The organism is Pseudomonas sp. HD57-3, from assembly GCF_056113135.1.
The window spans coordinates 2,424,674-2,450,304 of record NZ_CM148568.1 but is presented as its reverse complement, the minus strand read 5'-3'; the positions used below and the strand labels follow the sequence as shown (position 1 = coordinate 2,450,304).

The window sequence follows — 25,631 nt, the reverse complement described above, 5'->3', positions numbered from 1 at the left end:
ACCCGGATGAGCGAGGGAAGCTCAGAGCCAATCTTCGAATAAATCTTGATTTAAATCATAAGGTTAAACATTTATCTCAAGCACAGTACGACTGGTACAGATCCTGCTCCCTTCCTGCACCCCTGGCATTCAGATCGGCCCGGGGCGCATCTAGATGAACCTGCATCAGCACCGTCTCACTACTAGAGAGAAAAATAATGACATCTGCTTTGAAGAGTTTCGTTCCGGGCGCTTTGGCCCTCCTCCTGCTCCTGCCAACCGCCCTCCAGGCAAAAGAAGCTGAAACCCAGGCCAAACTGGCCAACGTTGTGGTCTTGGCCACCGGCGGCACCATCGCCGGCGCGGGCGCAAGCGCAGCCAACAGCGCGACCTATCAGGCTGCGAAAGTGGGCATCGAACAATTGATCGCCGGCATTCCCGAACTGAGCACGCTGGCCAATGTGCGCGGCGAACAGGTCATGCAAATCGCCTCGGAAAGCATCACCAACGAAAACCTCCTGCAATTGGGTCGTCGTGTTTCCGAACTGGCCGACAGCAAAGACGTCGATGGCATCGTCATCACCCACGGCACCGACACCCTGGAAGAGACCGCGTACTTCCTGAATCTGGTGGAAAAAACCGACAAGCCGATCATCGTCGTCGGCTCCATGCGTCCGGGTACCGCCATGTCCGCAGACGGCATGCTGAACCTGTACAACGCCGTGGCCGTCGCCAGCAGCAAAGAAGCTCGCGGCAAAGGCGTACTGGTCACCCTGAACGATGAAATCCAGTCGGGTCGCGATGTCAGCAAGATGATCAACATCAAGACCGAAGCCTTCAAAAGCGCCTGGGGCCCGCTCGGCATGGTGGTAGAAGGCAAATCCTACTGGTTCCGCCTGCCAGCCAAGCGCCACACCATGGATTCGGAGTTCGACATCAAAAACATCAAGAGCCTTCCTGATGTAGAAATCGCCTATTCCTACGGCAATGTCAGCGACACGGCCTACAAGGCCCTCGCCCAGTCCGGCGCCAAGGCGATCATCCATGCCGGTACCGGCAACGGTTCGGTTTCCTCCCGCGTGGTTCCGACCCTGCAAGCGCTGCGCAAGGACGGCGTGCAGATCATTCGCTCGTCTCACGTCAATGCCGGTGGTTTCGTCCTGCGCAACGCCGAACAGCCTGACGACAAATACGACTGGGTGGTTGCTCACGACCTCAACCCACAGAAAGCCCGCATCCTGGCCATGGTCGCGTTGACCAAGACCAACGACAGCAAAGAGCTGCAACGGATGTTCTGGGAATACTGATTTGACCTCGCCTGATCCTTTCCTGATCGGGCACTGACTTCACCCTTCGTCAATTTGACGGAGGGTGAAGCTTGCGCCTCCTCCAAAGAAAAATTTCACCTGAGTGACATCAAAACCGGAAAACCGCTGTCAGAGGATTTTCTTGAATTTTAAGCAGTTGCGAAAATGCCTACAGTTAAATACTGTATGCACGTACAGCTTAATAAGGATAACCTCGTGGCCACCTCCCCTGATGCTCCTGACGCTTACGAACGCATGGGCATGCGCGTTCAAAAAATCATCAACTCCCCCACCGCACAAAAAGCCAAAGCCGCACTGATCTTCCGCCTTCCGGACGAGCCGGTGGATGACTGGGAGCGCTTGCTGGAAGAGATCGACGAGAACGACAACGTCACCCTTGCCTACCGCGACGATGGCGGCGTACAGATTTTCTGGGTTGTGCCGAAGGAAGATTGATTCAATGATTCTGCGTTTTGCTGCTGTGCTGTTGCTGTTCATTTCCCTGGGTGCGCACGCCGGCGCACCGCGTACATTCACCGAGGCCAAGAAGGTCGCCTGGAAGCTGTACGCACCACAATCCACCGAGTTCTATTGCGGGTGCAAATACACCGGCAACAAGGTCGATCTGGCCGCGTGCGGCTATGTCCCACGCAAGAACGCCAAGCGGGCGTCCCGCATCGAATGGGAGCACATCGTTCCCGCGTGGCAGTTCGGCCATCAGCGTCAATGCTGGCAGGAAGGCGGTCGCAAGAATTGCACCCGCTACGACCCGAGTTATCAGAAAGCCGAAGCCGACCTTCACAACCTGGTGCCGAGCATCGGCGAGGTGAATGGCGACCGCAGCAATTTCAGCTACGGCTGGCTGCCGGTCGAAAAGGGTCAGTACGGCTCCTGCCTGACTCAAGTCGACTTCAAGGCGAAGAAGGTCATGCCCCGCCCTTCGATCCGCGGCATGATCGCCCGCACCTACTTTTACATGAGCAAACAATACGGCTTGCGCTTGTCGAAGCAGGATCGGCAACTGTACGAAGCCTGGGACAAGACTTATCCGGTGCAAGACTGGGAACGTCAGCGCAACCAGAGCGTGGCGTGCGTAATGGGACGCGGCAACGAATTTGTCGGCCCGGTGAATCTGAAAGCCTGCGGTTGATCGCCTGATCAAAAGAAAAGGCCTTGAGCGATAAACTCAAGGCCTTTTTTTGTGCTCAACCGCCGGACTTGTTGTAACGCCAGTAGCCCATCAGATTGAGCGACTCGCGAGGGATGCCACGCTCCTTGATCAGGTATTTGCGCAGACTCATGACCGCAGCGGACTCTCCGGCGATCCAGCCATAGAACCCCTCGCTGGCCGCATCGGCGATCTCCCACAGAATCTCTTCTTCGATGTCGACATCCGCCAGTTCGACCGCTTGCCCCACCGGCGATGCATCGACAGGCAACGTCGCCTGCCGCACGGCTTCCACCATCAACGTGCCGGCAGCTGCGTGATCGCGGATCAGCCATTGCACCGAAAGCCCGGGCCAGTCAGGAACCGCCAACATGTCTTCACGACTGTCGACTTCAAAAAACGCCTGGGTCTGCGGCGGTTCAGCCAGTGCCGCCAGCTCTTCCAGAATCCCCATGGCGGCCGGCAACGCTGTGGCGTCGGCGACCAGCAGAAGTTGCTTGAGCGTTTGCGGAGGTTTCCATTCAAATCCCCCCGCCTCTTTTGCCGAGAATCGGCTGTCGGGCGCCAGAATCTGCATCGACTCGCCAGGTTGCGCTCGCAACGCCCAACGGGAGGCGGGGCCGGTTTCGCCATGCAGGACAAAATCGATATCGACTTCACCTGACTCAGCTCGCAAATGACGGATGGTGTAGGTGCGCATCGCCGGGCGACGATCGATCAGCATCGAGCGGAAACGGGCGTACCACCCCTCGCCCTGAGAAAGCCTGGCGGGTGAGCCGTCTGCGGCAGGAAAAAACAGCTTCACTCGCTGATCCGGCGCCCAGGTCGCCATCTCGGTGACCGTGGGGCTTGCGAGCGTGATCCGCATGAGATGCGGGCTCAACTGCTGCTTGTGACGCAAAACGACGTCGAACAATTTGTAAGGATTGGCGGAGGCCATGCGGAGCTCCTTCTGGGTAACTTCAGTGACTCCTTGAAAAACGAATCACGCGGGACACCCTTTAGTCAGCTCCGCCGAATGGATCCTTATTGTGTCGCCGTGCGCTCGATCACCAGCGTTTCGATGTTCTGCTTCTTCGCCTTGACCAGCGCCGCATTCACATCCGCCTGACGCGCCTCTGCGTCAGCCTTCGAATTGAAAGGGCCGAGGAGGATCCGGGTCTTGCCGCTGGCGTCCTTGATGACACTGGCCACAAAACCATGCTCGATCAGCCAGCCGCTGAGGTCGCTGACGGCCTGAGGGGTTTCACCGCGCACTTCGAGATCCCACTGGGGGCCCACCGCAGCAGGTGCCGTTACCACCGCCGGTTTCGGCTTTTGCGCATCCACACTTTTGCCTTCGCCACATCCTGCAAGTGCCAGTGCCGCGACTACCCAGACCAATTTGCGCACAACGCTTCCCTCTGAATTTTCAAAGCGGCGATCTTAACATTCGAGGATACTTTCCGAGCCCCGCAAATTGCGGCATAAAACTACGAGATTGATGCCGACGGCCCCTGTATAGTTACGCGCTGGGAATTAATGCCGCTGCTGCGCGTCAGAAAGAGGCACCCAAACTGTAAGACTTCGCACTAATCTATACGTACCACCGACCTCTGCACTGTCTGAATCAGGTGCCCTACAAAGCAATCAAGGAGAAGACCATGCTGATACTCACCCGCAAAGTCGGTGAAAGCATAAACATTGGTGATGACATCACGATCACCATTCTCGGCGTCAGCGGCCAACAAGTTCGAATCGGCATCAATGCTCCGAAGAACGTTGCAGTGCACCGGGAAGAGATCTACCAGCGCATCCAGGCTGGCCTGACCGCTCCGGACAAGCCACAAACGCCCTGAGCCCTACCGCAGTCAGTAGCCAGTTCGTTTGCCTGCGCGCAATGACTGGCTAAAGATTCAAGCGCCGTATTGCCATTCCCCCACCTCCTTGGTGACGGCGCGTGCCACGCCCCTTCCTGCCTCAACCCTTCTCGCAACCGATACTAACCGTCATTCAACGGGCTGGCTGTCGGACATTTCCGAATAGCGGCCGGGAATCTCGCCCGCCTAGCCGAATGTAACGCCACGCGCCATCCCGGTGGCCGCCACGACCATCAATATCAACAGCAGCGCTTCGGCATGACTGATCCGCGCGAATACCTTCGCACGTCCTGTATCAGGGGCAGCGCCGCGCGCCTTGGCCATGCGCCACTTGATCAGGGTGATCATCGGAACGAGCTCCAGAAGCAGAATAAGCACAAACAGCGTCATCTTCAGATGGAACAGCGGCTGGTGCAGGTAGTAGTCGGTTCCCTTCTCATAACCTCCGAAGGCGCGCATGCCGCCGGTGATGAGCAAGACCAGCGCCGAAAGCCCCCAAAGATTGTCGGCAAGCAATACGCGCCCGACCTCACCGGAGCCGGACGCCAGACGGCTGAAGGCCGTTCCACGCGTCAACACCGCCCAGAAGCCCAAGGCAAACGCCAGTAAATGAATCGCTGCAAGAAACCAATGAACCAGCATCGATGAACTCCTGTCCGGCAGAGTTGAAATCAGCCAAACAGTAGTAGTCGAAAAAGTGTGGGCTTGCCTGTCACCCTTCCCGTAAAACAGAAGCGGGCGAGAGGAGAGAATGGGCGGAGGTGCGGGAAAGGCAAATCGCGGGCAAAAAAAATCCCAAGCAGCTGATGGAAGCTTGGGATTTAAAAATGCATAAACCGTGGTGGTGAACGCGGGGCGGATATTACTGATTTTTCCAGTATGTAACAACGTATTTTTGATAACCGGATGGTTAATAAAATCCGTAACCCCTTAAATATCCACACTATTTAAAAGGTCGCTCGCGACGGTCGGTGACGAATGGATCAAAATCCATCACGATCAATACGCGCCCGGCTCAAGAATTTTACAAAAATGAGCTCGGGATCCCCCGGATCAAGGTTCTCCACCATGCCGCTGTGCTGATATCCAAGATTGGTCAGCAGCTGTCGCATCGGCGAATTGGACGCATTGGTCGACGTGAAGATCTTTTCTGCACCGGCATGCTGCTCCAGACCGCTCACGATCTGCCGCCCCACGCCGGAACGCCTGTTCGCACTGGAGACGACCACGAGAGGTATGAACCACTCTCCAAAAAAGCTTCGATCCAGACATCCGTAGCCGAGGGGAACGCCAGGATCGTCCGCCTCGCAGACAACCCAGCACTCCCCTGCCCTAACGGCCCTCGTGATGTACTCGCGACGATAGGTATCTTTTTCAGCGACTGGATCAATCTTCAACAGGCTTTCGATTTCGCCTGGTCCGGCGCGCCTGAATTGGCGACTCATGAATACACCTCTGCAAATGTGCCGAAGTGTAGCTGCGGTCGACCAAACCGAAATTTTGCAAAGGTTCTGAAAATCGCAGACAACAAAAAAGGGCCCACCTTTCGGTGGGCCCTTCCAGACCGCCCAGCAGAGCGGATTTTGTTTGGTAGGCGCGATTGGACTCGAACCAACGACCCCCACCATGTCAAGGTGGTGCTCTAACCAACTGAGCTACGTGCCTGCTGTGAGGCGGCATTCTACGGAATTCCGGAGGGGTGTCAACACCTTTTTTTCACCTAACCCTATGAATATGCAAAATATTTAATTTCGACCCGGCGCAAGAAGATTTCCCGGTGGCTGGCGGAGGTTTTTCAACTGGGGTAGGATCGCTGCACTCGTAAAATATATTAAACAGAGGCTGCAGGATGGCGAACACCCCTTACCCAGAGTCTTATTACGCTGCGTCGGCCAACGCCGTACCACCACGCCCTGCCCTGCAGGATGATGTGGAGACGGATGTCTGTGTGATCGGCGCTGGTTATACGGGACTTTCCTCGGCCCTGTTCCTGCTGGAGAACGGTTTTCGCGTGACCGTGCTGGAAGCCGCCAAGGTCGGCTTCGGCGCTTCGGGGCGCAATGGCGGGCAAATCGTCAACAGCTACAGCCGTGACATCGACGTGATCGAACGCAGCGTCGGCCCGAAACAGGCGCAACTGCTCGGGCAGATGGCGTTCGAGGGCGGCCGGATCATTCGTGAGCGCGTCAGCAAGTACAACATTCAGTGCGACTTGAAAGACGGCGGTGTATTCGCTGCCATTACTGCCAGGCAGATGGGTCACCTGGAATCGCAGAAGCGCCTGTGGGAGCGCTTCGGCCATACCCAACTGGAACTGCTCGATCAACGCCGCATCCGCGAAGTGGTCGCCTGCGACCAATACGTCGGCGGCATGCTCGACATGAGCGGCGGTCACATCCACCCGCTTAACCTTGCGCTGGGCGAAGCCGCCGCCGTGGAATCCTTGGGCGGCACCATCTATGAACAGTCACCAGCCGTGCGCATCGAACGCGGCGCCAATCCGGTCGTGCACACACCGCTGGGCAAGGTCAGGGCCAAATTCATCATCGTCGCCGGCAACGCCTACCTCGGCAATCTGGTGCCGGAACTGGCGGCCAAATCGATGCCATGCGGCACACAGGTCATCACCACCGAGCCACTGGGCGATGAGCTGGCGAAATCCCTGCTGCCGCAGGACTACTGCGTCGAAGACTGCAATTACCTGCTCGACTACTACCGCCTCACCGGCGACAAACGCCTGATCTTCGGCGGCGGCGTGGTATATGGCGCGCGGGATCCGGCAAACATCGAAGCGATCATCCGCCCGAAAATGCTCAAGGCCTTCCCGCAGCTCAAGGACGTGAAGATCGACTACGCCTGGACCGGCAATTTCCTGCTGACCCTGTCGCGCCTGCCTCAGGTCGGACGCCTGGGCGACAACATCTATTACTCCCAGGGCTGCAGCGGCCACGGCGTAACCTACACGCACCTGGCCGGCAAGGTATTGGCCGAGGCACTGCGCGGACAAGCCGAGCGCTTCGATGCGTTTGCCGACCTGCCGCACTACCCGTTCCCTGGCGGGCAACTGCTGCGCACACCGTTTGCCGCGCTCGGCGCGTGGTACTACGGACTGCGCGACAAGCTCGGTTTCTGATGAGCGAAAAAAAGGGCCGCTGAAAAGCGGCCCTTTTTACATCCAGCATCAATCACAACTGATCCCGCGCAATCCCGCTGCGAATCCGCAAGATATCCGCGAGCACCGCCAAAGCAATTTCCGCCGGCGTCTTGCTGCCCAGGTTAAGGCCGATCGGCGCATGAATCCGCGCCAGCTCGCTCTCCCCCAGACCACCGATCCGACGCAAACGCTCGAAGCGCTTCTGCGACGTCTGCTGCGAGCCCATTACGCCAATGTAGAACGCTTCCGTGCGCACTGCTTCCATCATCGCCAGATCGTCGATGCGCGGATCGTGGGTCAACGCCACCACCGCCGTATCACGGTGGCAACCGCCGTCGGCGATAAACACCGACGGTAATTGCCGGCGGATCTCCACGCCATTGAGCACCACGCCTTCCAGCACCTCATCGCGCGGGTCGCAGAGAATCACTTCAAAGCCGAGACCCACCGCGAACTCTGCACAGGCCTGCGCCACGCTGGAATATCCCGCCAGCAACAAACGCTGAGCGGCGCCGATGCGGATCCGTACCCGATCGATTTCACGCTCGATCCGCGCACCCTGCTCGTGATCTGCAAACAGGCTGCGCGCGCCAGTGGCCAGATCGACCTCGCGAATCAACCGGCGCTGCCCCAGCAACGCCGATTCGAGTTCACGCAGGTGCGCCTGCACATCGCAACCGGCGTCAAATTTCTCTACCAGCACATCGAGAATGCCGCCGCACGGCAGGCTGACCCGCGAACGCGGATCGTCACCTTCGCCATAACGCACGACATTGATCGCATCGAGAAACGCACCTTCGGCGACGCGCTCGAGAAAGTCTTCCTCGACACAACCACCGGACAGCGACCCGATCCACTGTCCGCCGTCGTTCACCGCCAGCAGCGAACCCGGCGCGCGCGGCGCCGAGCCATAGGTGGTCAGCACGGTGCAGAGCCAGATGCGCTGCCCCGCCGTCGACCACTCCAATGCCCGCCGAACCACTTGCAGATCGAGATGCTGCATGATCAGTGCGCCTTGTGCTCGATGGACGGGGCGTCAGCCTGAAGCTTTTGCACATCGCCGACTGCCAGTTCGGCCGACTGACCACCCCAACCCTGACGCAGGTAGTTCAGCAGATCAGTCAGTTGTTCAGCACTGAGCTTGTCGGCAAAACCCGGCATCGGCTGCATGTGTTCGAACCCGGCGAATTTCTGTTCGCCGATGCCATCCTCGACCACTCGCAACAGGTTACGCGGGTCTTCCAGACGCAGCGTGGTGTTGCCGCGCATGGCCACCGCAATGTGCGGCTTACCCTCGCCACCGGCCGCGTGACAACCGGCGCAGACGTTCAAGTATTCCTGACGGCCGCGTTGAGCGCTGGCACTGAGTTTTTCCACCGGAACTTCGGTCAGCTCTTTCGCCGCCGGAGGCTTGTCGCCCAGCAGGAAAGTCGCCATCGCCGCCAGATCCGGATCATTCAGGCCCTGGGTGCTGTTGTGGAACACCGGGAACATCTCGTTGAACATCGTGCCCTGGGCGCTCATGCCGTGCTTGAGGAACGTGCTCAGGTCCTGATGATTCCAGCCGCGCGCCGCCAGATCCGTTGCCAGCAGGCTCGGCGCCAGATAGCCATTGAGGATGCCGCCGGTCAGGCGCTTGTCCAACTGCATCGCGCCCGGCAGGCCGCGCGGCGTATGGCACTCGCCACAATGGCCGAGCACTTCGACCATGTACTGGCCGCGTTTCCAGGCGTCGCTTTTGCCTTCGGCAGGCTCCAGCTTCAAGGCTTTGCCGTACATCATGTTCCAGCCGATCAAGCCCGGACGCACGTTGAACGGAAAGCTCAGACTCGTCACCGGCGCTGCACGCTCGATTGGCTCGATGGTTTTCAGATACGCGTGAATCGCATCCGAATCCGCACGCGGCATCAAGTGATACGAGGTGTACGGCATCGCTGGATAGAGGTTCGCGCCGTCACGACGCTTGCCTTCAGTCAGCGCAGCGAAAAACTCGTCGTCGTTGTACAAACCGATGCCGTGCTCTTTGCTCGGGGTGATGTTGGTGCCGTAGATCGTGCCGAACGGCGACACGATCGGCAGGCCTCCGGCAAAAGGCGCGCCGCCGGGTGCCGTGTGGCATGCCATGCAGTCGGCCGCGCGGGCGAGGTATTCGCCGCGCTTGACCTGATCATCCGCGTGCACCGCCAACACAGGCACAGCCAGCCCGACCGCCAGGGTCAGGCGGGTCAGTAATTGCTTCATGCTTAACCCTCCTTGACCAGGCCGAGATCGGTCAGCACGTTGCGGGTGGCGTTGTAGTAACGCACGTACCCGGTGCAACGGCAGACGTGATGACCGAGGCTGTCCTCGATGACTTGTTCCAGTTTGCTTTTGACGATTGGCTGGCGCTGCAGCTTTTCCACCAGCACGGTCGCGGCGTTGACGAAGCCCGGCGCGCAATAGCTGCACTGGAAGGCGAATTCATCGACGAAACGCTGCTGGATCGGGTTCAGCTCGGTGACCTGGCCTTGCTCGTCACGTTTGGCGTGGCCTTCGATGGTCCGAACCTTCTTGCCCTCGAAGTAATGCGCGCCGGTGATGCAGGTACGCACTTCTTCGCTGGTGCCGTCCGGGTTGTCGACGATCACCACGCAGGCGTGGCAGATGCCCTGGCCGCAGCCCAGGCGCGAACCGGTGAGGTTCTTGTATTCGTGCAGGTAATCGATCATCGGCAGGTCATCAGGGATGTCCACCGGGCCGACGGATTGACCGTTGAGGGTCAGTTGAAGCGGACGGTTAGCCATTGAGGGCCTCCTTGATGCGCGCAGCAGTGATTGGCAGATCGCGAACACGTTTACCGATGGCGTGGGCCACGGCGTTACCGATTGCACCGACCACCGGGATCATCACCACTTCGGCGATGCCTTTGGACGGGTCACTTGGGGACAGCGGCGGCAGGATTTCCGACGTCTGTTTCCAAACAGCCACGTGGCGCGCCATCGGCAGGCGATAACGGTTGAAGTTCCAGTCACCCTCCCCCGGCCCGCCTTCGTACAACGGCATCTCTTCCATCAAGGCGTGACCGATGCCCATGGCGATCCCGCCTTCGAGCTGGCCACGAACCAGTTCTTCGACCAGCACCCGGCCGCATTCCAGCCACGAGTGATGGTTGAGCACTTCGACTTCTGCCGAACCTTTGTTGACCTTCAACTCGACCAGCGTTGCGACCGGGCTGTAGTAAGTCACGGCGGCGTTGTTCAACTGAACTACCGGATAGGCGATGTTCTGCCGATCCAGCAGGTGGAAACCGGCGCTGGTCATCTGCGCTTTCTTCGCCTTAGGGGCGCCGTCACCGTACTTCACCGCCAGACCGTCGAGCGGCAGACGCTCGCGCACGCCGTCGATGCTGTATTCGGCTTCTGCCCAGCTCCAGCGGTTGAAACCGTGGACCGTGGCGCCGGTGACCAGACCGCGCTCGTGAGCACGCTTGGCCAGCTCTTCGAAGGTCAGTGGCTGCATGCCATTGGCGGTCAGTTTGCCGTCGACCCAATGCGCATCTTCGCGACGCACCACGTAAGGGTTGGCCTGGCCGCCGTAAGGGCCCTGACGCCAGATCTCCATCGCCGCCGGCCACAGACCGTGGTTGAACAACACGCGCGCCGCTTCACGGGTGGCGTGGCTGAAGTAGTAGGCGGAGTTGGTCGCCGACGAGGCCGAGGCCAGCTTGCCGACCCAGCGTGGATTGCGCAGGAAGTTGTCCTGCTCGGCCTGGCTCATGATGTAAGGGTTGCCGGCGGTCACCAGCTGCATTTCGTCCCACTCGGTTTCGCCGGTCTTCACGTCGTGAGCCGCGCTGCCGAGGAAATCAGCCACCACCAACGCTTGCGAGGTGGACATGCCGGTACCGATCTCGATGCCAATGTGGCGCAGGGAAATGCGCCCGTCAGCGGTGAACTCGATGCTGGCCATCGGCGCTTCGGAACCGGTGCCGAAGTCTTTCTGGCAAATGGCGAAACCCACGCCATACCAGTTGTCCGGGTCTGCCGCCTCGCGCTGCTTCTTGATCGCGTCGCGGTTTTTCCAGACTTCGTGCAGCGAAGCCTTGTCGAGAATCTCGTGCAGGCGCAACGCACCGGCCGGGATCGCACCCTGGGTGTTTTTCATCCCCGAACGCAGCGCATTTTTGCGGCGCAGATCGATGGCATCGACACCAAGGCGATCGGCGATTTCGTCGACCATCATCTCGGTGGAAGCCATGCTCTGCAGCGTGCCGTAGCCGCGCATCGAACCCGCTTCAACGGCGCGGGAATGGTAAGCGGTGACCTGCAGGTCGTTCTGCGGCATGTAGTAGATCGACTGCGCCGCAGTAGCGCCAACGGCGGCCACCGACGGGCTGTAGTTGATCCGACCGCCGCCATCGACGCTCATCTCGGCACGGAAAATCTTGAAGCTGTGATCGGTCTTGTCCACCGCCAACTGATAGCGGATGTCGAACGGGTGGCGCTTGATGCCGCTCTGGAATTGCTCGTAACGGTCGTTGGCCAGGCGAATCGGCACACCTGCGCCGTACAACGCCGCCAGGGCCGCGTAGTAGACGAAAATATTGTGGTCCTTGGAACCGTAACCGACGGTATAACCCGGGTGCATGTTCAGGTTCGCCAAGCCGAAACGCGAGGGCCCGATCATCTTCGCGGTTTCAGTGGCGGTTTCCAGCGGGCACTGAGTGGCGACGACGAAATGCAGGGACTTGGTCACCGGGTCGTACCAGCCGTTGCCGTTGTCCGGTTCCATCGCAGCGGGTTCGATCGACGGAGTCTTGTAGCGCTCGTCGAACACCAGCCAGTTGTCCGGCGGGGTGTCGATCTCTTTTTTCATGCGGTCGGCGTAGAACAGGCCGCGTTCGGTCAGGTTGCCGTGCAGGTTCGGCTGGGAATTCCACACCGGACGACGGTTCTTCAGCATCGGGAACAGGATCGAGTCCTTGAGGCTGGCGAACTCGTCCTCGTCCGCCGACGTCGGGCCACCGACACGCACGTAGCGGAAACTGCCATAGGGATCGCCTTCGTAGAACGGTACTTGCGCACCGTAACGAATCGCTTTGTCATTGAATTTGAGTTTGTTCTTGGCCTGACGGAAACGCTCGAAATCGTTCCAGATCAGGATTGCGACCGGGTGACCGATGAACATCGGCACCTTGCCTTCCGGCAGCAGAGGATCCGGCGCGTGCTCTTCAGGGAACACGATGCCGTCCTTGTCCAGGTCAGCGGCGGTAACGATACGATCAGGCTGCAGATCGGCGCCGAGCCACGACAGGTCGTAACCGTCGTAGATGCGGTCGGCCTTGATGGTTTTCAGCAACATGGCGTGGCCTTGCTGCTGGGGCCAGCCCGGCATGTCCTTGGAACGGATGTCGCGGGCAAACACCTTGCTGCCGCAGACCTTGGACAAGGCATCGTTACGCTGGCGCGCCTTGCCGTTGTTGCCGAGCCACTGCTCGGACGGCACAGTCACGCTGTTTTCCATCAAGGCAGCCAGCGCCTGACTGCTGAGCGGCGTGAGCGTAACGCTCACACCCGCCACCAGCCCGCCCTGAAGGAACGAGCGCCGGGATATTTCACGGTTGGACATGGATCATCCTCTGGACGGTTATGGATCCGCCCTTCTGGTTATCTACTGGGAATCTCGAGTCTTGCAGAAGCCCTTTTTGGCTAAACAAAGGGCGTGATGACAGTGCAAAGCTGACCGAAAGGTTAACTTTAAAGGTTTCTGCGCTCGCAGCAAACAACCAGTTACAAAAATTTGACCAAAGAATCAAAAATCAATGCGGCATCGCATCGCAGCGACCCATGGACGCAGGCCAGATTGCTAGGCGGCATCGAACGAGCCAAGGCTTACGATCATCGCTGGATTTCAGAGGAGGTATTTGGGAAAGGTCAAATTTCAGACACAAAAAACCCCGGTCTTTCGACCAGGGTCTTTGCTATCGATGCCGAATCAACCAGAGGTTGCTTTCGGTGTTTCAAGGCGTTCAGTGGTCCTTGAAACAGATATGGCGCAGCGGACGGGACTCGAACCCGCGACCCCCGGCGTGACAGGCCGGTATTCTAACCGACTGAACTACCGCTGCGTATCGCTTTGAGCTGACGCTCAAGTAACTCGTTTGACTGAAAGCTTCGGTGCTTTTCAATCGCGAACCAGACAGTGTCTAACTCGTTAAATATGGCGCAGCGGACGGGACTCGAACCCGCGACCCCCGGCGTGACAGGCCGGTATTCTAACCGACTGAACTACCGCTGCGCGTCGGTGCAGGCACTTTCAGCCTACGTTCTTGCTTACGCAAGTATCTCGGGATTGGTGGGTGATGACGGGATCGAACCGCCGACATTCTGCTTGTAAGGCAGACGCTCTCCCAGCTGAGCTAATCACCCGTTTGCATCTCCGAGGCCGCGAAATTTACGCAGGTAGCGAACCTAAGTCAATAGCAGGATTGAAGTTTTTCTAAAAAAGACGAAATTGCTTCATTCCGTATAAATCATCTTCTTGGTCATGCCGCCATCGACCACGAATTCCTGCCCCGTCACAAACCCCGCATTCTTCGACAGCAACCACGCCACCATCGCCGCCACATCCTCGACCGTCCCTACCCTCCCCGCCGGATGCTGGGCATGATCGGTATCGGTCAGCGGCTCCGCGCGACGGGCGGATGGATCCCGCGCATCGATCCATCCCGGACTGACCGCATTGACGCGAATCTCCGGCCCGAGGCTGATCGCCAGTGCGTGAGTCAACGCCAGCAAACCGCCCTTGCTCGCCGCATAGGCTTCCGTATCAGGTTCCGACTGCGCCGCACGGGTCGAGGCCAGATTGACGATCGCCCCGTTGTGCGCACGCAGATACGGCGCGCAGTGCTTGGCCAGCAACATCGGCCCACCGAGGTTCACCGCCAGCACCCGATTCCAGTAAGCCAGGTCGAGGCTTTCGAGTGTGATGTTGTGCGGATCGGCCACGGCGGCATTGCACACCAACGCATCCAGACGACCGAACTGTCCCAGCACCTCAGCGACACCCAACGCCACCTGGCTTTCGTCCGCAACGTCCATGGCGATGAACCAGGCGTTTTCGCCCAGCACCTTCGCCACTTTCGAACCCCGCGCGCGGTCCAGATCCGTCAACACCACCTGCCAGCCCTCGCTGATCAGCCATGCCGCGATGCCCAGACCGATCCCGCGCGCGGCACCCGTGACCAATGCAACGCGGCCATGGGTGCCGATCTTTGGCGTAGACAACTCGATCACAACGCCGCCAGACCGCGCGACAGGTCGGCTTGCAGGTCAGCGACGTCTTCCAGACCGACCGCGATGCGGATCAGGCTGTCACGAATGCCCGCCGCTTCACGCTCCTGCGGCGCCAGACGGCCGTGGGACGTGGTGCTCGGGTGGGTGATGGTGGTTTTGCTGTCACCCAGGTTGGCGGTGATCGAGATCAGACGGGTCGCATCGATGAAGCGCCACGCGCCCTCTTTGCCGCCCTTCACCTCAAAACTCACCACCGCGCCGAAACCTTTCTGTTGACGCTGAGCCAGTTCGTGCTGCGGATGGCTCTTGAGGCCGGCGTAATGCACCTTCTCGATACCGTCCTGCTGCTCCAGCCATTCGGCCAGTTGCTGGGCGTTGGCGCAGTGCGCCTTCATCCGCAGGTTCAGGGTTTCCAGGCCTTTAAGGAAAATCCAGGCGTTGAACGGGCTGAGGGTCGGCCCGGCGGTACGCAGGAAGCCGACGATTTCTTTCATCTGCTCGCTGCGACCGGCAACCACGCCACCCATGCAACGGCCCTGGCCATCGATGAACTTGGTGGCCGAATGCACAACGATGTCTGCGCCCAACTTTAGCGGCTGCTGCAAGGCAGGCGTGCAGAAGCAGTTGTCGACCACCAACATCGCACCCTTAGCGTGCGCGATTTCCGACAGCGCGGTGATATCCACCAGCTCAGCCAACGGATTGGACGGCGACTCGACGAACAGCAATTTGGTGTTGGACTTGATCGCTGCGTCCCAGGCGGACAGATCGGCCAGCGGCACGTAATCGACTTCCACGCCAAAACGCTTGAAGTACTTCTCGAACAGGCTGATGGTCGAGCCGAACACGCTGCGCGACACCAGCACATGGTCGCCGGCGCTGCACAGGCTCATCACCACCGCCATGATCGCGGCCATGCCGGTCGCCGTGGCCACCGCTTGCTCGGCGCTTTCCAGCGCGGCGATGCGCTCTTCGAAGGCGCGAACGGTCGGGTTGGTGTAACGCGAGTAAACGTTGCCCGGCACTTCCCCGGCAAACCGTGCGGCGGCGTCAGCGGCGGTACGGAACACATAGCTGGAAGTGAAGAACATCGGATCACCGTGCTCGCCTTCCGGCGTACGGTGCTGACCGGCACGTACGGCCAGGGTATCGAACGCTACGCCTTCGAGGTCGCTGTCCAGCCGACCGGCATCCCATTCCTGACTCATGCTGTCACTCCTTGCCCTGTTCTCGGTAAATAAAAGTCTTTTGCCAGATACAAAACCGGCCCTTAAGGGCCGGTTGAAACTCAGTTGTTGTACAGATCGATGATCGCACTGACCGCCTGGGTCTTGACCTTCGAGGCATCGTTGCGTGCCTGTTCGATCTTGTTCAGGTAAGCCTCGTCGACGTCGCCGGTGACGTACTTGCCGTCGAACACTGCGCAATCGAAGTTTTCGATCTTGATCTTGCCGCCGCCGACCGCTTCGATCAAGTCAGGCAGGTCCTGATAGATCAGCCAGTCGGCGCCGATCAGGTCAGCGACATCCTGAGTCGAACGGTTGTGCGCGATCAGCTCGTGAGCGCTCGGCATATCGATGCCGTACACGTTCGGGAAGCGCACAGCCGGAGCCGCCGAGCAGAAGTAGACGTTTTTCGCGCCGGCTTCGCGGGCCATCTGGATGATCTGCTTGCAAGTGGTGCCGCGAACGATCGAGTCGTCCACCAGCATCACGTTCTTGCCGCGGAATTCCAGTTCGATGGCGTTGAGCTTCTGGCGTACCGATTTCTTGCGCGCGGCCTGGCCGGGCATGATGAAGGTACGGCCGATATAACGGTTCTTGACGAAACCTTCGCGGAATTTCACGCCCAGATGGTTGGCCAGCTCCAGCGCTGCGGTGCGGCTGGTGTCCGGAATCGGGATGACCACGTCGATGTCGTGCTCTGGACGCTCGCGCAGGATCTTCTCCGCCAGCTTCTCACCCATGCGCAGACGGGCCTTGTAGACCGATACGCCGTCGATGATCGAGTCCGGACGCGCCAGGTAGACGTGTTCGAAAATGCACGGGGTCAGGGACGGGTTCGTCGCGCACTGACGGGTGTGCAGCTTGCCGTCTTCAGTGATGTAGACCGCTTCGCCCGGTGCCAGGTCGCGGATCAGGGTGAAGCCAAGCACGTCGAGCGAAACGCTTTCGGAAGCGATCATGTACTCGACGCCTTCGTCGGTGTGACGCTGGCCGAACACGATCGGGCGGATGCCGTGCGGGTCACGGAAACCGACGATGCCGTAACCGGTCACCATCGCCACGACCGCGTAACCACCGACGCAACGGTTATGCACGTCGGTCACGGCGGCAAACACGTCTTCTTCGGTAGGTTGCAGCTTGCCGCGCTGGGCCAGCTCGTGAGCGAACACGTTCAGCAGCACTTCCGAGTCGGAACTGGTGTTGACGTGACGCAGATCGGATTCGTAGATCTCTTTGGCCAACTGTTCAACGTTGGTCAGGTTACCGTTGTGCGCCAGAGTGATGCCGTAAGGCGAGTTGACGTAGAACGGCTGAGCCTCGGCCGAGGTCGAGCTGCCGGCAGTCGGGTAACGGACGTGGCCGATACCCATGTGGCCGACCAGGCGCTGCATGTGACGCTGTTGAAACACGTCACGCACCAGGCCATTGTCCTTGCGCAAGAACAACCGGCCGTCATGGCTGGTCACGATACCGGCAGCGTCCTGGCCGCGGTGCTGGAGCACGGTTAGCGCGTCATACAGCGCCTGATTGACGTTCGACTTACCGACGATACCGACGATGCCACACATGCGACGCAACCCCTACTTAATGGATCTGAACTGAACAACACTCACTGAGGCGTTTTGGCCGACGGCAAGAGTTGCTCCTTGAACGGAATATCAGCGGGTACGCTGATTCCGCTGGCAAGCCACTGACTGCTCCACCCGAGAATCAGGTTCTTGGACCAGTCTGCGACCAATAGAAACTTTGGCACGAGCTGTGATTCTTTCCACCACCCGTCCTGCTGTACCGGCCCCAGGCTCAACAGCCCGACCGCCACGACCACCAGCAACACGCCACGCGCAGCGCCGAAGGCCATGCCGAGGAATCGATCGGTCCCGGACAACCCGGTGACGCGAACCAACTCGCCGATAAGATAATTGATCATTGCGCCCACGATCAGTGTGGCGACAAACATGATGGCACAGCCCGTGATCACACGAGCCGACGGTGTTTGAATGTATCCGGCGAGGTACTCGGACAGTGAGCCACCGAACATCCAGGCAACGGCTCCTGCGATGATCCAGGTCACCAGCGACAATGCTTCTTTGACGAAGCCGCGGCTCAAACTGATCAAAGCGGAGATGGCGATGATTGCAACGATCGCCCAGTCAACCCAGGTAAATGGCACAGTGCAGCCTACAGACGGATAAGGCGGCGCATTTTAGCAGAGCGCAGGGCTGTCGGTAAGCTGCGAATGTCAGTGCATTTCAATCGGGGCGATAGATTTCAGCCACGCTCGGGCTGGAAGCGCACCACAAACCCCTTGAGGTTCTGCTGGCGGCTCAACAGATCGCGCAGACGATCGGCTTCGGCACGCTCGATCAGCGGACCGACGAACACCCGGTTCTTGCCATCGGCGGAACGGATGTAAGCGTTGTAGCCCTGACTGCGCAGGGTTTTCTGCAGGCTTTCAGCGCTGGCGCGGCTGGACAGACTGGCCAGTTGCACCGACCAGCTCACCGACAGGCCATTGGCATCGACGCGGCTTTGAGTGGTATCCGGTTTGGCAGACAGCGCAGCGATCGGCTGGGCCGGGGCTGTGGTTGGCTTGACCACGGGAGCTGGAGCAGGCGCCGGCGCAACCGGTTTGGCTACCGGCGCCGGAGCCGGGGCTGGCGCGGCGGAAGCAATCGGTGCCGTTGGCGCCACTTGCTCGGCGACTTCGTCATCGCTCGGCACGGGCTCTTGCGGCAGAACCTGCGGCTCGGGCACGGCCACGGTTTCCATCTGGATCTGCGCCACGGCAGGCGCCTGCGGTGCGGCCGGCGCATCGACAGTCACCTGACGCTGCTCATCCTGACGGGAAAACAGCATCGGCAGGAAAATCACCGCCAGCGCCACCAGCACCAGGGCACCGACCATGCGCTGTTTGTACGCTTTATCCAGCAAAGCCATTTGCCGCTTCCTCCGTGGAGCGCCGAGACAGCCATTCGAGGGCCTCGGCGACACAATAAAATGATCCGAACAGCAAGATCTCGTCGTCGCTGGTGGCCACTGCACACTGCCCTTCCAGCGCAGCCGCCACACTGTCATAAGACGTGACCGATGCGCCAAGGTTCTGCAGTGCAACATTCAATTCAGCCACCGGACGCGCACGCGGCGAATCCAGCGGCGCCACCGCCCAATGCTGGACACTGGCATTCAATTCACCGATGACACCGTCCAGATCCTTGTCCGCCAACAGGCCGAACACCGCCAGACGCTTGCCGACCGGCGGACGCCCCGCCAGACGCCGTGCCAGATACTCCGCCGCATGCGGGTTATGGCCAACATCCAGCAACAGGTTCAAGCGCTTGCCGTTCCATTCGAACGAACGACGATCCAGGCGACCAACCACGCGAGTCGCCTGCAACGCCGCAACAATCTGTTTGGCATCCCATGGCAACCCGAGCAGCAGATAAGCCTGCAACGCCAACGCGGCGTTTTCCATCGGCAGATCGAGCAACGGCAAATCGCGCAGCTCGACGACCTGACCGTCAGCATCGGTACCGCGCCACTGCCAGAATTGATCCGTGATACCCAGATCGAAATCACGCCCGCGCAGGAAGAACGGGCAAGCGAGCTCGCGCGCCTTGTCCAGCAGGGGTTGTGGAGGATTCAGATCGCCGCACAACGCAGGTTTGCCCTGACGGAAAATCCCGGCCTTCTCGAAGGCCACGGATTCGCGAGTATTGCCCAGGTAGTCGGCGTGATCGACACCGATGCTGGTGACCAGCGCGATATCGGCATCGACCACGTTGACCGTGTCCAGACGCCCGCCCAGCCCGACTTCCAGCACCACCGCATCAAGCCCGGCCTGTTGAAACAGCCAGAACGCCGCCAGGGTGCCCATTTCGAAGTAAGTCAGGGAAATGTCGCCGCGCCCCGCCTCGACCGCCGCGAAGGCTTCGCACAGCTGCGCGTCAGTGGCTTCGACGCCATTGAGCTGCACCCGCTCGTTGTAACGCAGCAGGTGCGGAGAATTGTAGACACCGACGCTCAGGCCCTGCGCCCGCAGCAATGAAGCCACGAAAGCGCAGGTCGAACCCTTGCCGTTGGTGCCGGTGACCGTAATCACCCGAGGCGCCGGCTGGCCCAGTCCCATGCGGGACGCTACCTGTTGCGAACGCTCCAGCCCCATGTCGATGGCCGATGGATGCAACTGTTCAAGGTAGGCGAGCCACTCGCCAAGGGTACGCTCGGTCATACGTTGGCAGGCACCGGCGGAACGACGATCGGCTCGATCGGCGCGGCAACGAAGGTCGGGGTCGGCTTGCCGGTCAGTTGCGCCAGCAGGTTGCCCAGACGCGGACGCAGTTCGCGACGGTCGATGATCAGGTCGATTGCACCGTGCTCCAGCAGGAACTCGCTGCGCTGGAAGCCTTCCGGCAGTTTCTCGCGCACGGTCTGCTCGATCACGCGTGGACCGGCGAAGCCGATCAGGGCTTTAGGCTCGCCGACGATCACGTCGCCCAGCATCGCCAGACTGGCGGAAACGCCGCCGTAGACCGGGTCGGTCAGCACGGAGATGAACGGAATGCCTTCTTCACGCAGACGCGCCAGCACAGCCGAAGTCTTGGCCATCTGCATCAGCGAGATCAGGGCTTCCTGCATCCGCGCGCCACCGGAGGCGGAGAAGCAGACCATCGGGCAACGGTTTTCCAGCGCGTAGTTGGCGGCGCGTACGAAGCGCTCACCGACGATGGCGCCCATGGATCCGCCCATGAAGCTGAATTCGAACGCCGAAACCACAACCGGCATGCCCAGCAGGGTGCCACTCATGGAAACCAGTGCGTCTTTCTCGCCGGTCTGCTTCTGGGCAGCGACCAGACGGTCCTTGTACTTCTTGCCGTCGCGGAATTTCAGACGGTCAACCGGCTCCAGGTCGGCGCCCAGTTCGGCACGGCCTTCGGCGTCCAGGAAGATGTCGATGCGCGCACGTGCGCCGATGCGCATGTGGTGGTTGCACTTAGGGCAAACGTCCAGGGTCTTTTCCAGCTCCGGACGATACAGCACAGCCTCGCAGGACGGGCATTTGTGCCACAGACCTTCAGGGACCGAGCTCTTCTTGACCTCGGAACGCATGATCGAAGGGATCAGCTTGTCTACCAACCAGTTGCTCATGCTTTCTTTCTCCAGTACCGGCGGCCCGAACGCTCTGGTTCGCGGCCCCGCGTATGCCCTTCAGCTAAATTCATGTGTGGCGATGATCGCCCGGGCTGCCGGGTCAGCGGAACTGACCTGCGTACACCCCGAAAAGACCCTCAGCCTCTTTTCTACAGAGCTGTGGACGGCGGCAGTCTGCCAGCCGTCACATCAGCGTACGGCGTTGATGAATGCACGAATCTTTGCGTGATCCTTGATGCCCTTGCTCGCCTCTACCCCGCCGCTGACATCCACGGCATACGGCCGCACCCGGGCGATCGCATCGGCGACGTTCTCCGGCGTCAGGCCGCCGGCCAGAATCAACGGCTTGCTCAAGCCTTGCGGAATCAATGACCAGTCGAACGCCTCGCCGGTTCCGCCGGGCACGCCTTCGACATAAGTGTCGAGCAGCACGCCGCTGGCGCTCGGATAGGCATTGCAAGCGGCGGCGATGTCATCGCCGGCCTTGACCCGCAAGGCCTTGATGTACGGCCGGTGCCAGCCTTCGCAGTCGGCGGCGCTCTCGTCGCCGTGGAACTGCAACAGATCCAGCGGCACGGCATCGAGGATTTCCCCGAGCTCGCAGCGGCTGGCATTGACGAACAGCCCGACCGTGGTCACGAACGGCGGCAATGCGGCGATGATCGCCCGCGCCTGCTGCACGGTCACGGCCCGGGGACTTTTAGCGTAGAACACAAAACCGATGGCATCGGCCCCGGCCTCGACGGCTGCCAACGCATCTTCTATGCGGGTAATCCCGCAAATCTTGCTGCGAACGGCTGACATGTCGATAAAAACCCCAAGGCAAATCCGAGAAAGTCCCGGATGGTAACAAATGCGTTCGAGGGCGTCAGCCGTCAAGTTCCGAGAAACCCGTAAGGAAATGTGGCCCGATGAAACGCTCGGGCAACGGGAACTCGTCGTGGTACTCGACCTGCACCAGATACAGGCCGAAAGCATGCGCCGTGACCCCGCCGGAACGCCGCTCGCGGCTCTCCAGCACTTCTTTCATCCACTCCACGGGCCGCTCGCCGGCGCCGATAGTCATCAGCACACCGGCGATGTTGCGCACCATATGGTGCAGGAACGCGTTGGCGCGGATGTCCAGAACGATCATTTTGCCGTGACGGGTCACGCGCAGGTGGTGCATCTTCTTGATCGGCGACTTGGCCTGGCACTGGCCGGCACGGAACGCACTGAAGTCATGGGTACCGATCAGGTACTGCGCGGCCTCGGCCATGCGCTCGACGTCCAGCGGACGGTGATTCCAGGTGATTTCTTCGTTGAGATGCGCCGGGCGGATCTGATCGTTGTAGATCACGTAGCGATAGCGCCGGGCAATCGCCTTGAATCGCGCATGGAAATGCGCCGGCATGACCTTCGCCCAACTGACGCTGATGTCGTGGGGCAGATTGATGTTGGCGCCCATGACCCAGGCTTTCAGCGAACGGTCGACCTGGGTATCGAAATGCACCACTTGCCCGCAGGCATGCACACCGGCGTCGGTGCGCCCGGCACATTGCAGCGAGATCGGCGAGTCGGCGACCTTCGACAGGGCTTTTTCCAGGGTTTCCTGCACGGTAAGCACACCGGTGGACTGGCGCTGCCAGCCGCTGTAGCGCGAGCCCTTGTATTCAACGCCCAGCGCGACGCGGAAAAAGCCTTCGGGTGCCATTTCGGCGGCCGGGTTATCTATGTTTGCCAAGTCGGTACAGCCTGCTGATCTACAAAGGCGGGCATTATAAGGCGGCGGGACAGGGAAACCAGACCCAAACAAAAACGGCAGCCTCATGGGCTGCCGTTTTTGTTTACCGCTGAATGCCGACTCAGGCCAGATGCGAAAGCATTTCGCTCGCTTCGCTCTTCTGCTTGTCGTTCCCCTCGCTGATGACTTCATTGAGGATGTCGCGCGCACCGTCGTTGTCGCCCATGTCGATGTAGGCCTGAGCCAGATCGAGCTTGGTCGCGGCTTCGTCGGTGCCGGACAGGAAGTCGAAGTCATCCTCACCCAGATCATCGCCCAGCGCGGCATCAGCTTCGGTGAAGCTTGGCTCGTTGATGCTGCTCGACAGACGATCCAGCTCGGCGTTGACGTCGTCCAGTTCGGCGGCGAAAGCATCCGGCTCGGCTGGCGCCGCGTCCATTTCGTCGGCCAGGGACAGGTCGAAATCGGCTGGCAGCTCCAGATCGTCCTGCGGCACGTCGGCCACGGTCGGGGTTTCGACCAGCGACAGATCCTTCACGCCTTCATCCAGATCCAACAGGAAATCATCGTCTGCCAACTCGACCGGCGCAGGCGCCGGATCGGCACCGAGGTCCAGATCCAGATCCAGATCGAAGTCCGACAGGTCGTCGAGGTTTTCCTTGATGTCGGTCTGCTGTTGCAGCACGGACTCGAAGCTCAGATCGTCGTCCGACGGGAATTCGTCGAGCTCGACCGGTGCTTCCGGCTCGACAGCCGCCACAGGCTCAACCGGCGTGATGTTGTCGAGATCGTCGAGGCTCAGGTCGAAAGCGCTGTCCAGTTCGTCATCTGCCGCAACAGGTGCTTCAGGCTCGTCGAGCAACAGGTCCTTGACGTAATCCTCGTCCAGCTCGGCGGCAATGGCCGCTGCCGCCAGACCGCTGGCCGCAACGACCGCCATGGCCGGGAAGCGGCTTTTCAGCTCTTCGACTTTGGCGAAGTTGTCGCCATTGGCAACCAGTTGGCGCTCCTGGCCGACGAAGGCATCGCGATCACCCTGGCGACCGTAGACTTCCATCAGCTTCAGACGCAGATCGCTGCGCTGCGGCTCCAGGCTCACGCCCTCCTCCAGCAACGCGGCGGCTTGATTCAGACGACCGCCATCGATGTGCGACTGCGCCTTGTCCAGCACGTCGTCGGAACGCTCGGCGGCCGGTGCCACCAACGGCGCGGCGATCGGCTCGGCCATCACCACTGGCGCAACTACAGCAGCAGCGGCGGCAGGCGCTGGAGCTGGAGCTGGAGCTGGAGCTGGAGCTGGAGTCAGCTTGACGCTGGCGGCTGGCACTTCCAGACCTTCGAAGCTGCTTTCCGGCAGATCGAGGTCCTGGGAGAAGGATTGCTCCTCCAGCGCGCGGGCCATGCGCAGGTGTTTTTCGGCTTCCTGTTGCGCCTTGCGGCGGCGGGCCAGCAGCAACAGCAGGAGCAGCAGAACCACTGCACCGCCACCGACCAGACCCAGCAGGATCGGATTGGTCAGCAGTTCGTTGAAGGTTTTCTCGTCATCGGCAGCCGGTTTGGTTTCAACCACAGGCTCGACAACCGGCTCGACCGGCGCCGGAACAGCAGCCTCAGGCGCAGGCGTAGCCGGTGCAGCCTCTGCCGGAGTAGCCGGCGGTGTGGCTGCCAGTTCCGCGGTGATCGCCGGCACCACTGGCGCAGTGGCGGAGGTCGCGGGGGCAGCGCCCGAACCTTCGGCCTGCATTTTCGCCAGTTGATTGTTTTTCAGCTCGATCAGGCGTTGCAGCTTGTCCAGCTGGCTTTGCAGATCGGCCATGCGGCTTTTCAGTTCTTCGTTGTCACGACGGGTGGTGTCGAGACTTTCCTGAGTCACCGCCAGTTTGTTGCTCAGGGCCTTGGCGTCGCCAGCCGGGCCCTTGCCACGCGCCTTGGCGCTTTCGGCGGACACCAGGCTCAGGTTGTCCTTGGCGTTTTGCGCAGCACCGGTATTGGCGCGGCCACGATTGGTCGCATCGAGCTGCTGCTGACCGGTGCCCGGCTTGGCCACATAACGACGGCCCTGACGCCAGGCTTCGTTCTGCGCCGCCACTTCGGCAATCGCTTTGGACTGCGGCAGCGCGGTGCTTTGCACCTGATCCGGAAGACGCAGCACCTGACCGGTTTTCAGGCGGTTGATGTTGCCGCCGATGAACGCGTCCGGGTTCAGGGCCTGGATCGCCAGCATGGTCTGCTGCACCGAACCGCCGGTGCGCGCCTTGGCGGCGATTTCCCACAGGGTGTCGCGCGGCGTGGTGGTGTGGGTCGAATGCGTGGCGCCGGTGGTCGGTGCGGTGATGGTTTGCGCTGGCGCTGGTTGAGCGGCGGCGTCAGCGGTCTGCGGCGAGAACTTCGACGGATCCAGCAGCACGCTGTAGTCACGCAGCAGACGGCCGTTCGGCCACATCACCTGCACGAGGAATTTCACCATCGGTTCCGACAGCGGCTTGCTCGACGTTACGCGCAGCACGCTTTTGCCGCTGGCGTTGAGCACCGGGGTGAAGGTCAGATCATTGAGGAAGGCCTGGCGATCGACGCCGGCCTTGGCGAAATCTTCCGGCGAGGCCAGGCTCGGCACCACTTCGGCAGCGGTCAGATCCTTGACATCGAGCAGCTCGATTTCCGCCACCAGCGGCTGGTTCAGGGTCGACTTCAGGGTCAGCTCCCCGAGCCCGAGGGCATGCGCCATACCGGAGGACAGCGCCGAGGCGGCCGCTATTGCTAACACCAGTTTGCGAACTTGAACCATAGCCTCTT

23 protein-coding genes and 4 tRNA genes are annotated in these 25,631 nt (G+C 60.5%); 5 read left to right on the top strand and 22 right to left on the bottom strand.

From position 1 onward, the window contains the following. Window positions 1-197 precede the first annotated feature (197 nt). The 3 genes from AC0R79_RS10980 (at window position 198) to AC0R79_RS10970 (ending at window position 2,436) form a co-directional block, all read left to right on the top strand. A complete protein-coding gene (locus AC0R79_RS10980) occupies window positions 198-1,286 on the top strand; it encodes an asparaginase (RefSeq protein WP_007956004.1) in 1,089 nt (362 codons plus the stop codon). A 186-nt stretch (window positions 1,287-1,472) separates the two neighbouring features. Further along, a complete protein-coding gene (locus AC0R79_RS10975) occupies window positions 1,473-1,742 on the top strand; it encodes a DUF1654 domain-containing protein (RefSeq protein WP_371857356.1) in 270 nt (89 codons plus the stop codon). Window positions 1,743-1,746: 4 nt separating this feature from the next. Then, window positions 1,747-2,436, top strand: a complete 690-nt coding sequence (locus AC0R79_RS10970; protein WP_007956001.1) for an endonuclease — start codon at window positions 1,747-1,749, stop codon at window positions 2,434-2,436. 55 nt (window positions 2,437-2,491) lie between these two features. Here the strand turns inward: AC0R79_RS10970 and AC0R79_RS10965 are convergent, their stop codons facing one another. Together AC0R79_RS10965 and AC0R79_RS10960 are read right to left on the bottom strand one after the other, a co-directional pair. Continuing rightward, the gene (locus tag AC0R79_RS10965; protein ID WP_474734389.1) at window positions 2,492-3,394 is read right to left on the bottom strand and encodes a siderophore-interacting protein; all 903 of its coding nucleotides are present in this window, start codon (window positions 3,392-3,394) and stop codon (window positions 2,492-2,494) included. Window positions 3,395-3,480: 86 nt separating this feature from the next. Next, window positions 3,481-3,846, bottom strand: a complete 366-nt coding sequence (locus tag AC0R79_RS10960; RefSeq protein WP_007955999.1) for an SPOR domain-containing protein — start codon at window positions 3,844-3,846, stop codon at window positions 3,481-3,483. A gap of 251 nt (window positions 3,847-4,097) precedes the next feature. Here AC0R79_RS10960 and csrA point away from each other — a divergent pair, with 251 nt between their 5' ends. Continuing rightward, window positions 4,098-4,292, top strand: a complete 195-nt coding sequence (gene csrA, locus AC0R79_RS10955; RefSeq protein WP_003179932.1) for a carbon storage regulator CsrA — start codon at window positions 4,098-4,100, stop codon at window positions 4,290-4,292. Window positions 4,293-4,499: 207 nt separating this feature from the next. On the opposite strand, the gene AC0R79_RS10950 is transcribed toward csrA, so the two are convergent. The 3 genes from AC0R79_RS10950 to AC0R79_RS10940 all read right to left on the bottom strand — a co-directional run bounded on the left by AC0R79_RS10950 (window position 4,500) and on the right by AC0R79_RS10940 (window position 5,978). After that, complete coding sequence (locus AC0R79_RS10950; RefSeq protein ID WP_127797493.1) at window positions 4,500-4,955, bottom strand: DUF2214 family protein; 456 nt, start codon at window positions 4,953-4,955, stop codon at window positions 4,500-4,502. A gap of 341 nt (window positions 4,956-5,296) precedes the next feature. Then, the gene (locus tag AC0R79_RS10945) at window positions 5,297-5,758 is read right to left on the bottom strand and encodes a GNAT family N-acetyltransferase (RefSeq protein WP_127797492.1); all 462 of its coding nucleotides are present in this window, start codon (window positions 5,756-5,758) and stop codon (window positions 5,297-5,299) included. 143 nt (window positions 5,759-5,901) lie between these two features. Beyond that, window positions 5,902-5,978: transfer RNA gene (locus AC0R79_RS10940), tRNA-Val, on the bottom strand. Window positions 5,979-6,162: 184 nt separating this feature from the next. Here AC0R79_RS10940 and AC0R79_RS10935 point away from each other — a divergent pair. After that, a complete protein-coding gene (locus AC0R79_RS10935) occupies window positions 6,163-7,446 on the top strand; it encodes an NAD(P)/FAD-dependent oxidoreductase (protein WP_375746433.1) in 1,284 nt (427 codons plus the stop codon). Between the two features lie 52 nt (window positions 7,447-7,498). Here AC0R79_RS10935 and AC0R79_RS10930 read toward each other — a convergent pair whose 3' ends face one another. The 17 genes from AC0R79_RS10930 to AC0R79_RS10850 all read right to left on the bottom strand — a co-directional run bounded on the left by AC0R79_RS10930 (window position 7,499) and on the right by AC0R79_RS10850 (window position 25,623). Further along, a complete protein-coding gene (locus tag AC0R79_RS10930) occupies window positions 7,499-8,470 on the bottom strand; it encodes an XdhC family protein (protein WP_474734386.1) in 972 nt (323 codons plus the stop codon). A gap of 2 nt (window positions 8,471-8,472) precedes the next feature. Beyond that, a complete protein-coding gene (locus AC0R79_RS10925; protein ID WP_474734385.1) occupies window positions 8,473-9,708 on the bottom strand; it encodes a c-type cytochrome in 1,236 nt (411 codons plus the stop codon). A gap of 2 nt (window positions 9,709-9,710) precedes the next feature. Next, entirely contained in the window at window positions 9,711-10,250 is a 540-nt protein-coding gene (locus AC0R79_RS10920; RefSeq protein WP_007956473.1) for a (2Fe-2S)-binding protein, read from the bottom strand. Continuing rightward, window positions 10,243-13,074, bottom strand: coding sequence for a xanthine dehydrogenase family protein molybdopterin-binding subunit (locus tag AC0R79_RS10915; protein WP_474734384.1), 2,832 nt, complete (start codon window positions 13,072-13,074; stop codon window positions 10,243-10,245). The genes AC0R79_RS10920 and AC0R79_RS10915 overlap by 8 nt, the downstream gene beginning before the upstream one ends. A 422-nt stretch (window positions 13,075-13,496) precedes the next feature. Beyond that, window positions 13,497-13,573 (bottom strand) — tRNA-Asp (locus AC0R79_RS10910). Between the two features lie 93 nt (window positions 13,574-13,666). Then, window positions 13,667-13,743 (bottom strand) — tRNA-Asp (locus AC0R79_RS10905). Between the two features lie 55 nt (window positions 13,744-13,798). Then, window positions 13,799-13,874, bottom strand: a tRNA-Val gene (locus tag AC0R79_RS10900). Window positions 13,875-13,964: 90 nt separating this feature from the next. Then, entirely contained in the window at window positions 13,965-14,741 is a 777-nt protein-coding gene (locus AC0R79_RS10895) for an SDR family oxidoreductase (protein WP_007956470.1), read from the bottom strand. Further along, window positions 14,738-15,949 (bottom strand): O-succinylhomoserine sulfhydrylase, encoded by a 1,212-nt coding sequence (locus tag AC0R79_RS10890; RefSeq protein ID WP_064594841.1) that lies wholly within the window; start codon window positions 15,947-15,949, stop codon window positions 14,738-14,740. Before AC0R79_RS10890 ends, AC0R79_RS10895 begins: the two co-directional genes overlap by 4 nt. A gap of 80 nt (window positions 15,950-16,029) precedes the next feature. Continuing rightward, window positions 16,030-17,535, bottom strand: coding sequence for an amidophosphoribosyltransferase (gene purF, locus AC0R79_RS10885; protein WP_007956466.1), 1,506 nt, complete (start codon window positions 17,533-17,535; stop codon window positions 16,030-16,032). Window positions 17,536-17,576: 41 nt separating this feature from the next. Further along, window positions 17,577-18,137 (bottom strand): CvpA family protein, encoded by a 561-nt coding sequence (locus tag AC0R79_RS10880; protein WP_007956464.1) that lies wholly within the window; start codon window positions 18,135-18,137, stop codon window positions 17,577-17,579. A gap of 98 nt (window positions 18,138-18,235) precedes the next feature. Continuing rightward, the gene (locus tag AC0R79_RS10875) at window positions 18,236-18,904 is read right to left on the bottom strand and encodes an SPOR domain-containing protein (protein ID WP_459796958.1); all 669 of its coding nucleotides are present in this window, start codon (window positions 18,902-18,904) and stop codon (window positions 18,236-18,238) included. Continuing rightward, window positions 18,888-20,195, bottom strand: a complete 1,308-nt coding sequence (gene folC / locus AC0R79_RS10870; protein WP_474734382.1) for a bifunctional tetrahydrofolate synthase/dihydrofolate synthase — start codon at window positions 20,193-20,195, stop codon at window positions 18,888-18,890. The genes AC0R79_RS10875 and folC overlap by 17 nt, the downstream gene beginning before the upstream one ends. After that, the gene (gene accD / locus AC0R79_RS10865; RefSeq protein ID WP_007956457.1) at window positions 20,192-21,112 is read right to left on the bottom strand and encodes an acetyl-CoA carboxylase, carboxyltransferase subunit beta; all 921 of its coding nucleotides are present in this window, start codon (window positions 21,110-21,112) and stop codon (window positions 20,192-20,194) included. Before accD ends, folC begins: the two co-directional genes overlap by 4 nt. 192 nt (window positions 21,113-21,304) lie before the next feature. Further along, window positions 21,305-21,919, bottom strand: a complete 615-nt coding sequence (locus AC0R79_RS10860; protein WP_127797484.1) for a phosphoribosylanthranilate isomerase — start codon at window positions 21,917-21,919, stop codon at window positions 21,305-21,307. Window positions 21,920-21,983: 64 nt separating this feature from the next. Further along, window positions 21,984-22,808, bottom strand: a complete 825-nt coding sequence (gene truA / locus AC0R79_RS10855) for a tRNA pseudouridine(38-40) synthase TruA (protein ID WP_474735089.1) — start codon at window positions 22,806-22,808, stop codon at window positions 21,984-21,986. Window positions 22,809-22,959: 151 nt separating this feature from the next. Then, the gene (locus AC0R79_RS10850; RefSeq protein WP_474734381.1) at window positions 22,960-25,623 is read right to left on the bottom strand and encodes a motility hub landmark protein FimV; all 2,664 of its coding nucleotides are present in this window, start codon (window positions 25,621-25,623) and stop codon (window positions 22,960-22,962) included. Window positions 25,624-25,631 lie beyond the last annotated feature (8 nt).

Bases quoted from the DNA above. Each gene is read 5' to 3' on its own strand.
- AC0R79_RS10980 (WP_007956004.1), top strand. From the start codon at position 198: ATGACATCTGCTTTGAAGAGTTTCGTTCCGGGCGCTTTGGCCCTCCTC.
- AC0R79_RS10975 (WP_371857356.1), top strand. From the start codon at position 1,473: ATGCACGTACAGCTTAATAAGGATAACCTCGTGGCCACCTCCCCTGAT.
- AC0R79_RS10970 (WP_007956001.1), top strand. From the start codon at position 1,747: ATGATTCTGCGTTTTGCTGCTGTGCTGTTGCTGTTCATTTCCCTGGGT.
- AC0R79_RS10965 (WP_474734389.1), bottom strand. From the start codon at position 3,394: ATGGCCTCCGCCAATCCTTACAAATTGTTCGACGTCGTTTTGCGTCAC.
- csrA (WP_003179932.1), top strand. From the start codon at position 4,098: ATGCTGATACTCACCCGCAAAGTCGGTGAAAGCATAAACATTGGTGAT.
- AC0R79_RS10950 (WP_127797493.1), bottom strand. From the start codon at position 4,955: ATGCTGGTTCATTGGTTTCTTGCAGCGATTCATTTACTGGCGTTTGCC.
- AC0R79_RS10945 (WP_127797492.1), bottom strand. From the start codon at position 5,758: ATGAGTCGCCAATTCAGGCGCGCCGGACCAGGCGAAATCGAAAGCCTG.
- AC0R79_RS10935 (WP_375746433.1), top strand. From the start codon at position 6,163: ATGGCGAACACCCCTTACCCAGAGTCTTATTACGCTGCGTCGGCCAAC.
- AC0R79_RS10930 (WP_474734386.1), bottom strand. From the start codon at position 8,470: ATGCAGCATCTCGATCTGCAAGTGGTTCGGCGGGCATTGGAGTGGTCG.
- AC0R79_RS10925 (WP_474734385.1), bottom strand. From the start codon at position 9,708: ATGAAGCAATTACTGACCCGCCTGACCCTGGCGGTCGGGCTGGCTGTG.
- AC0R79_RS10920 (WP_007956473.1), bottom strand. From the start codon at position 10,250: ATGGCTAACCGTCCGCTTCAACTGACCCTCAACGGTCAATCCGTCGGC.
- AC0R79_RS10915 (WP_474734384.1), bottom strand. From the start codon at position 13,074: ATGTCCAACCGTGAAATATCCCGGCGCTCGTTCCTTCAGGGCGGGCTG.
- AC0R79_RS10890 (WP_064594841.1), bottom strand. From the start codon at position 15,949: ATGAGTCAGGAATGGGATGCCGGTCGGCTGGACAGCGACCTCGAAGGC.
- purF (WP_007956466.1), bottom strand. From the start codon at position 17,535: ATGTGTGGCATCGTCGGTATCGTCGGTAAGTCGAACGTCAATCAGGCG.
- AC0R79_RS10875 (WP_459796958.1), bottom strand. From the start codon at position 18,904: ATGGCTTTGCTGGATAAAGCGTACAAACAGCGCATGGTCGGTGCCCTG.
- folC (WP_474734382.1), bottom strand. From the start codon at position 20,195: ATGACCGAGCGTACCCTTGGCGAGTGGCTCGCCTACCTTGAACAGTTG.
- accD (WP_007956457.1), bottom strand. From the start codon at position 21,112: ATGAGCAACTGGTTGGTAGACAAGCTGATCCCTTCGATCATGCGTTCC.
- AC0R79_RS10860 (WP_127797484.1), bottom strand. From the start codon at position 21,919: ATGTCAGCCGTTCGCAGCAAGATTTGCGGGATTACCCGCATAGAAGAT.
- truA (WP_474735089.1), bottom strand. From the start codon at position 22,808: ATGGCACCCGAAGGCTTTTTCCGCGTCGCGCTGGGCGTTGAATACAAG.
- AC0R79_RS10850 (WP_474734381.1), bottom strand. From the start codon at position 25,623: ATGGTTCAAGTTCGCAAACTGGTGTTAGCAATAGCGGCCGCCTCGGCG.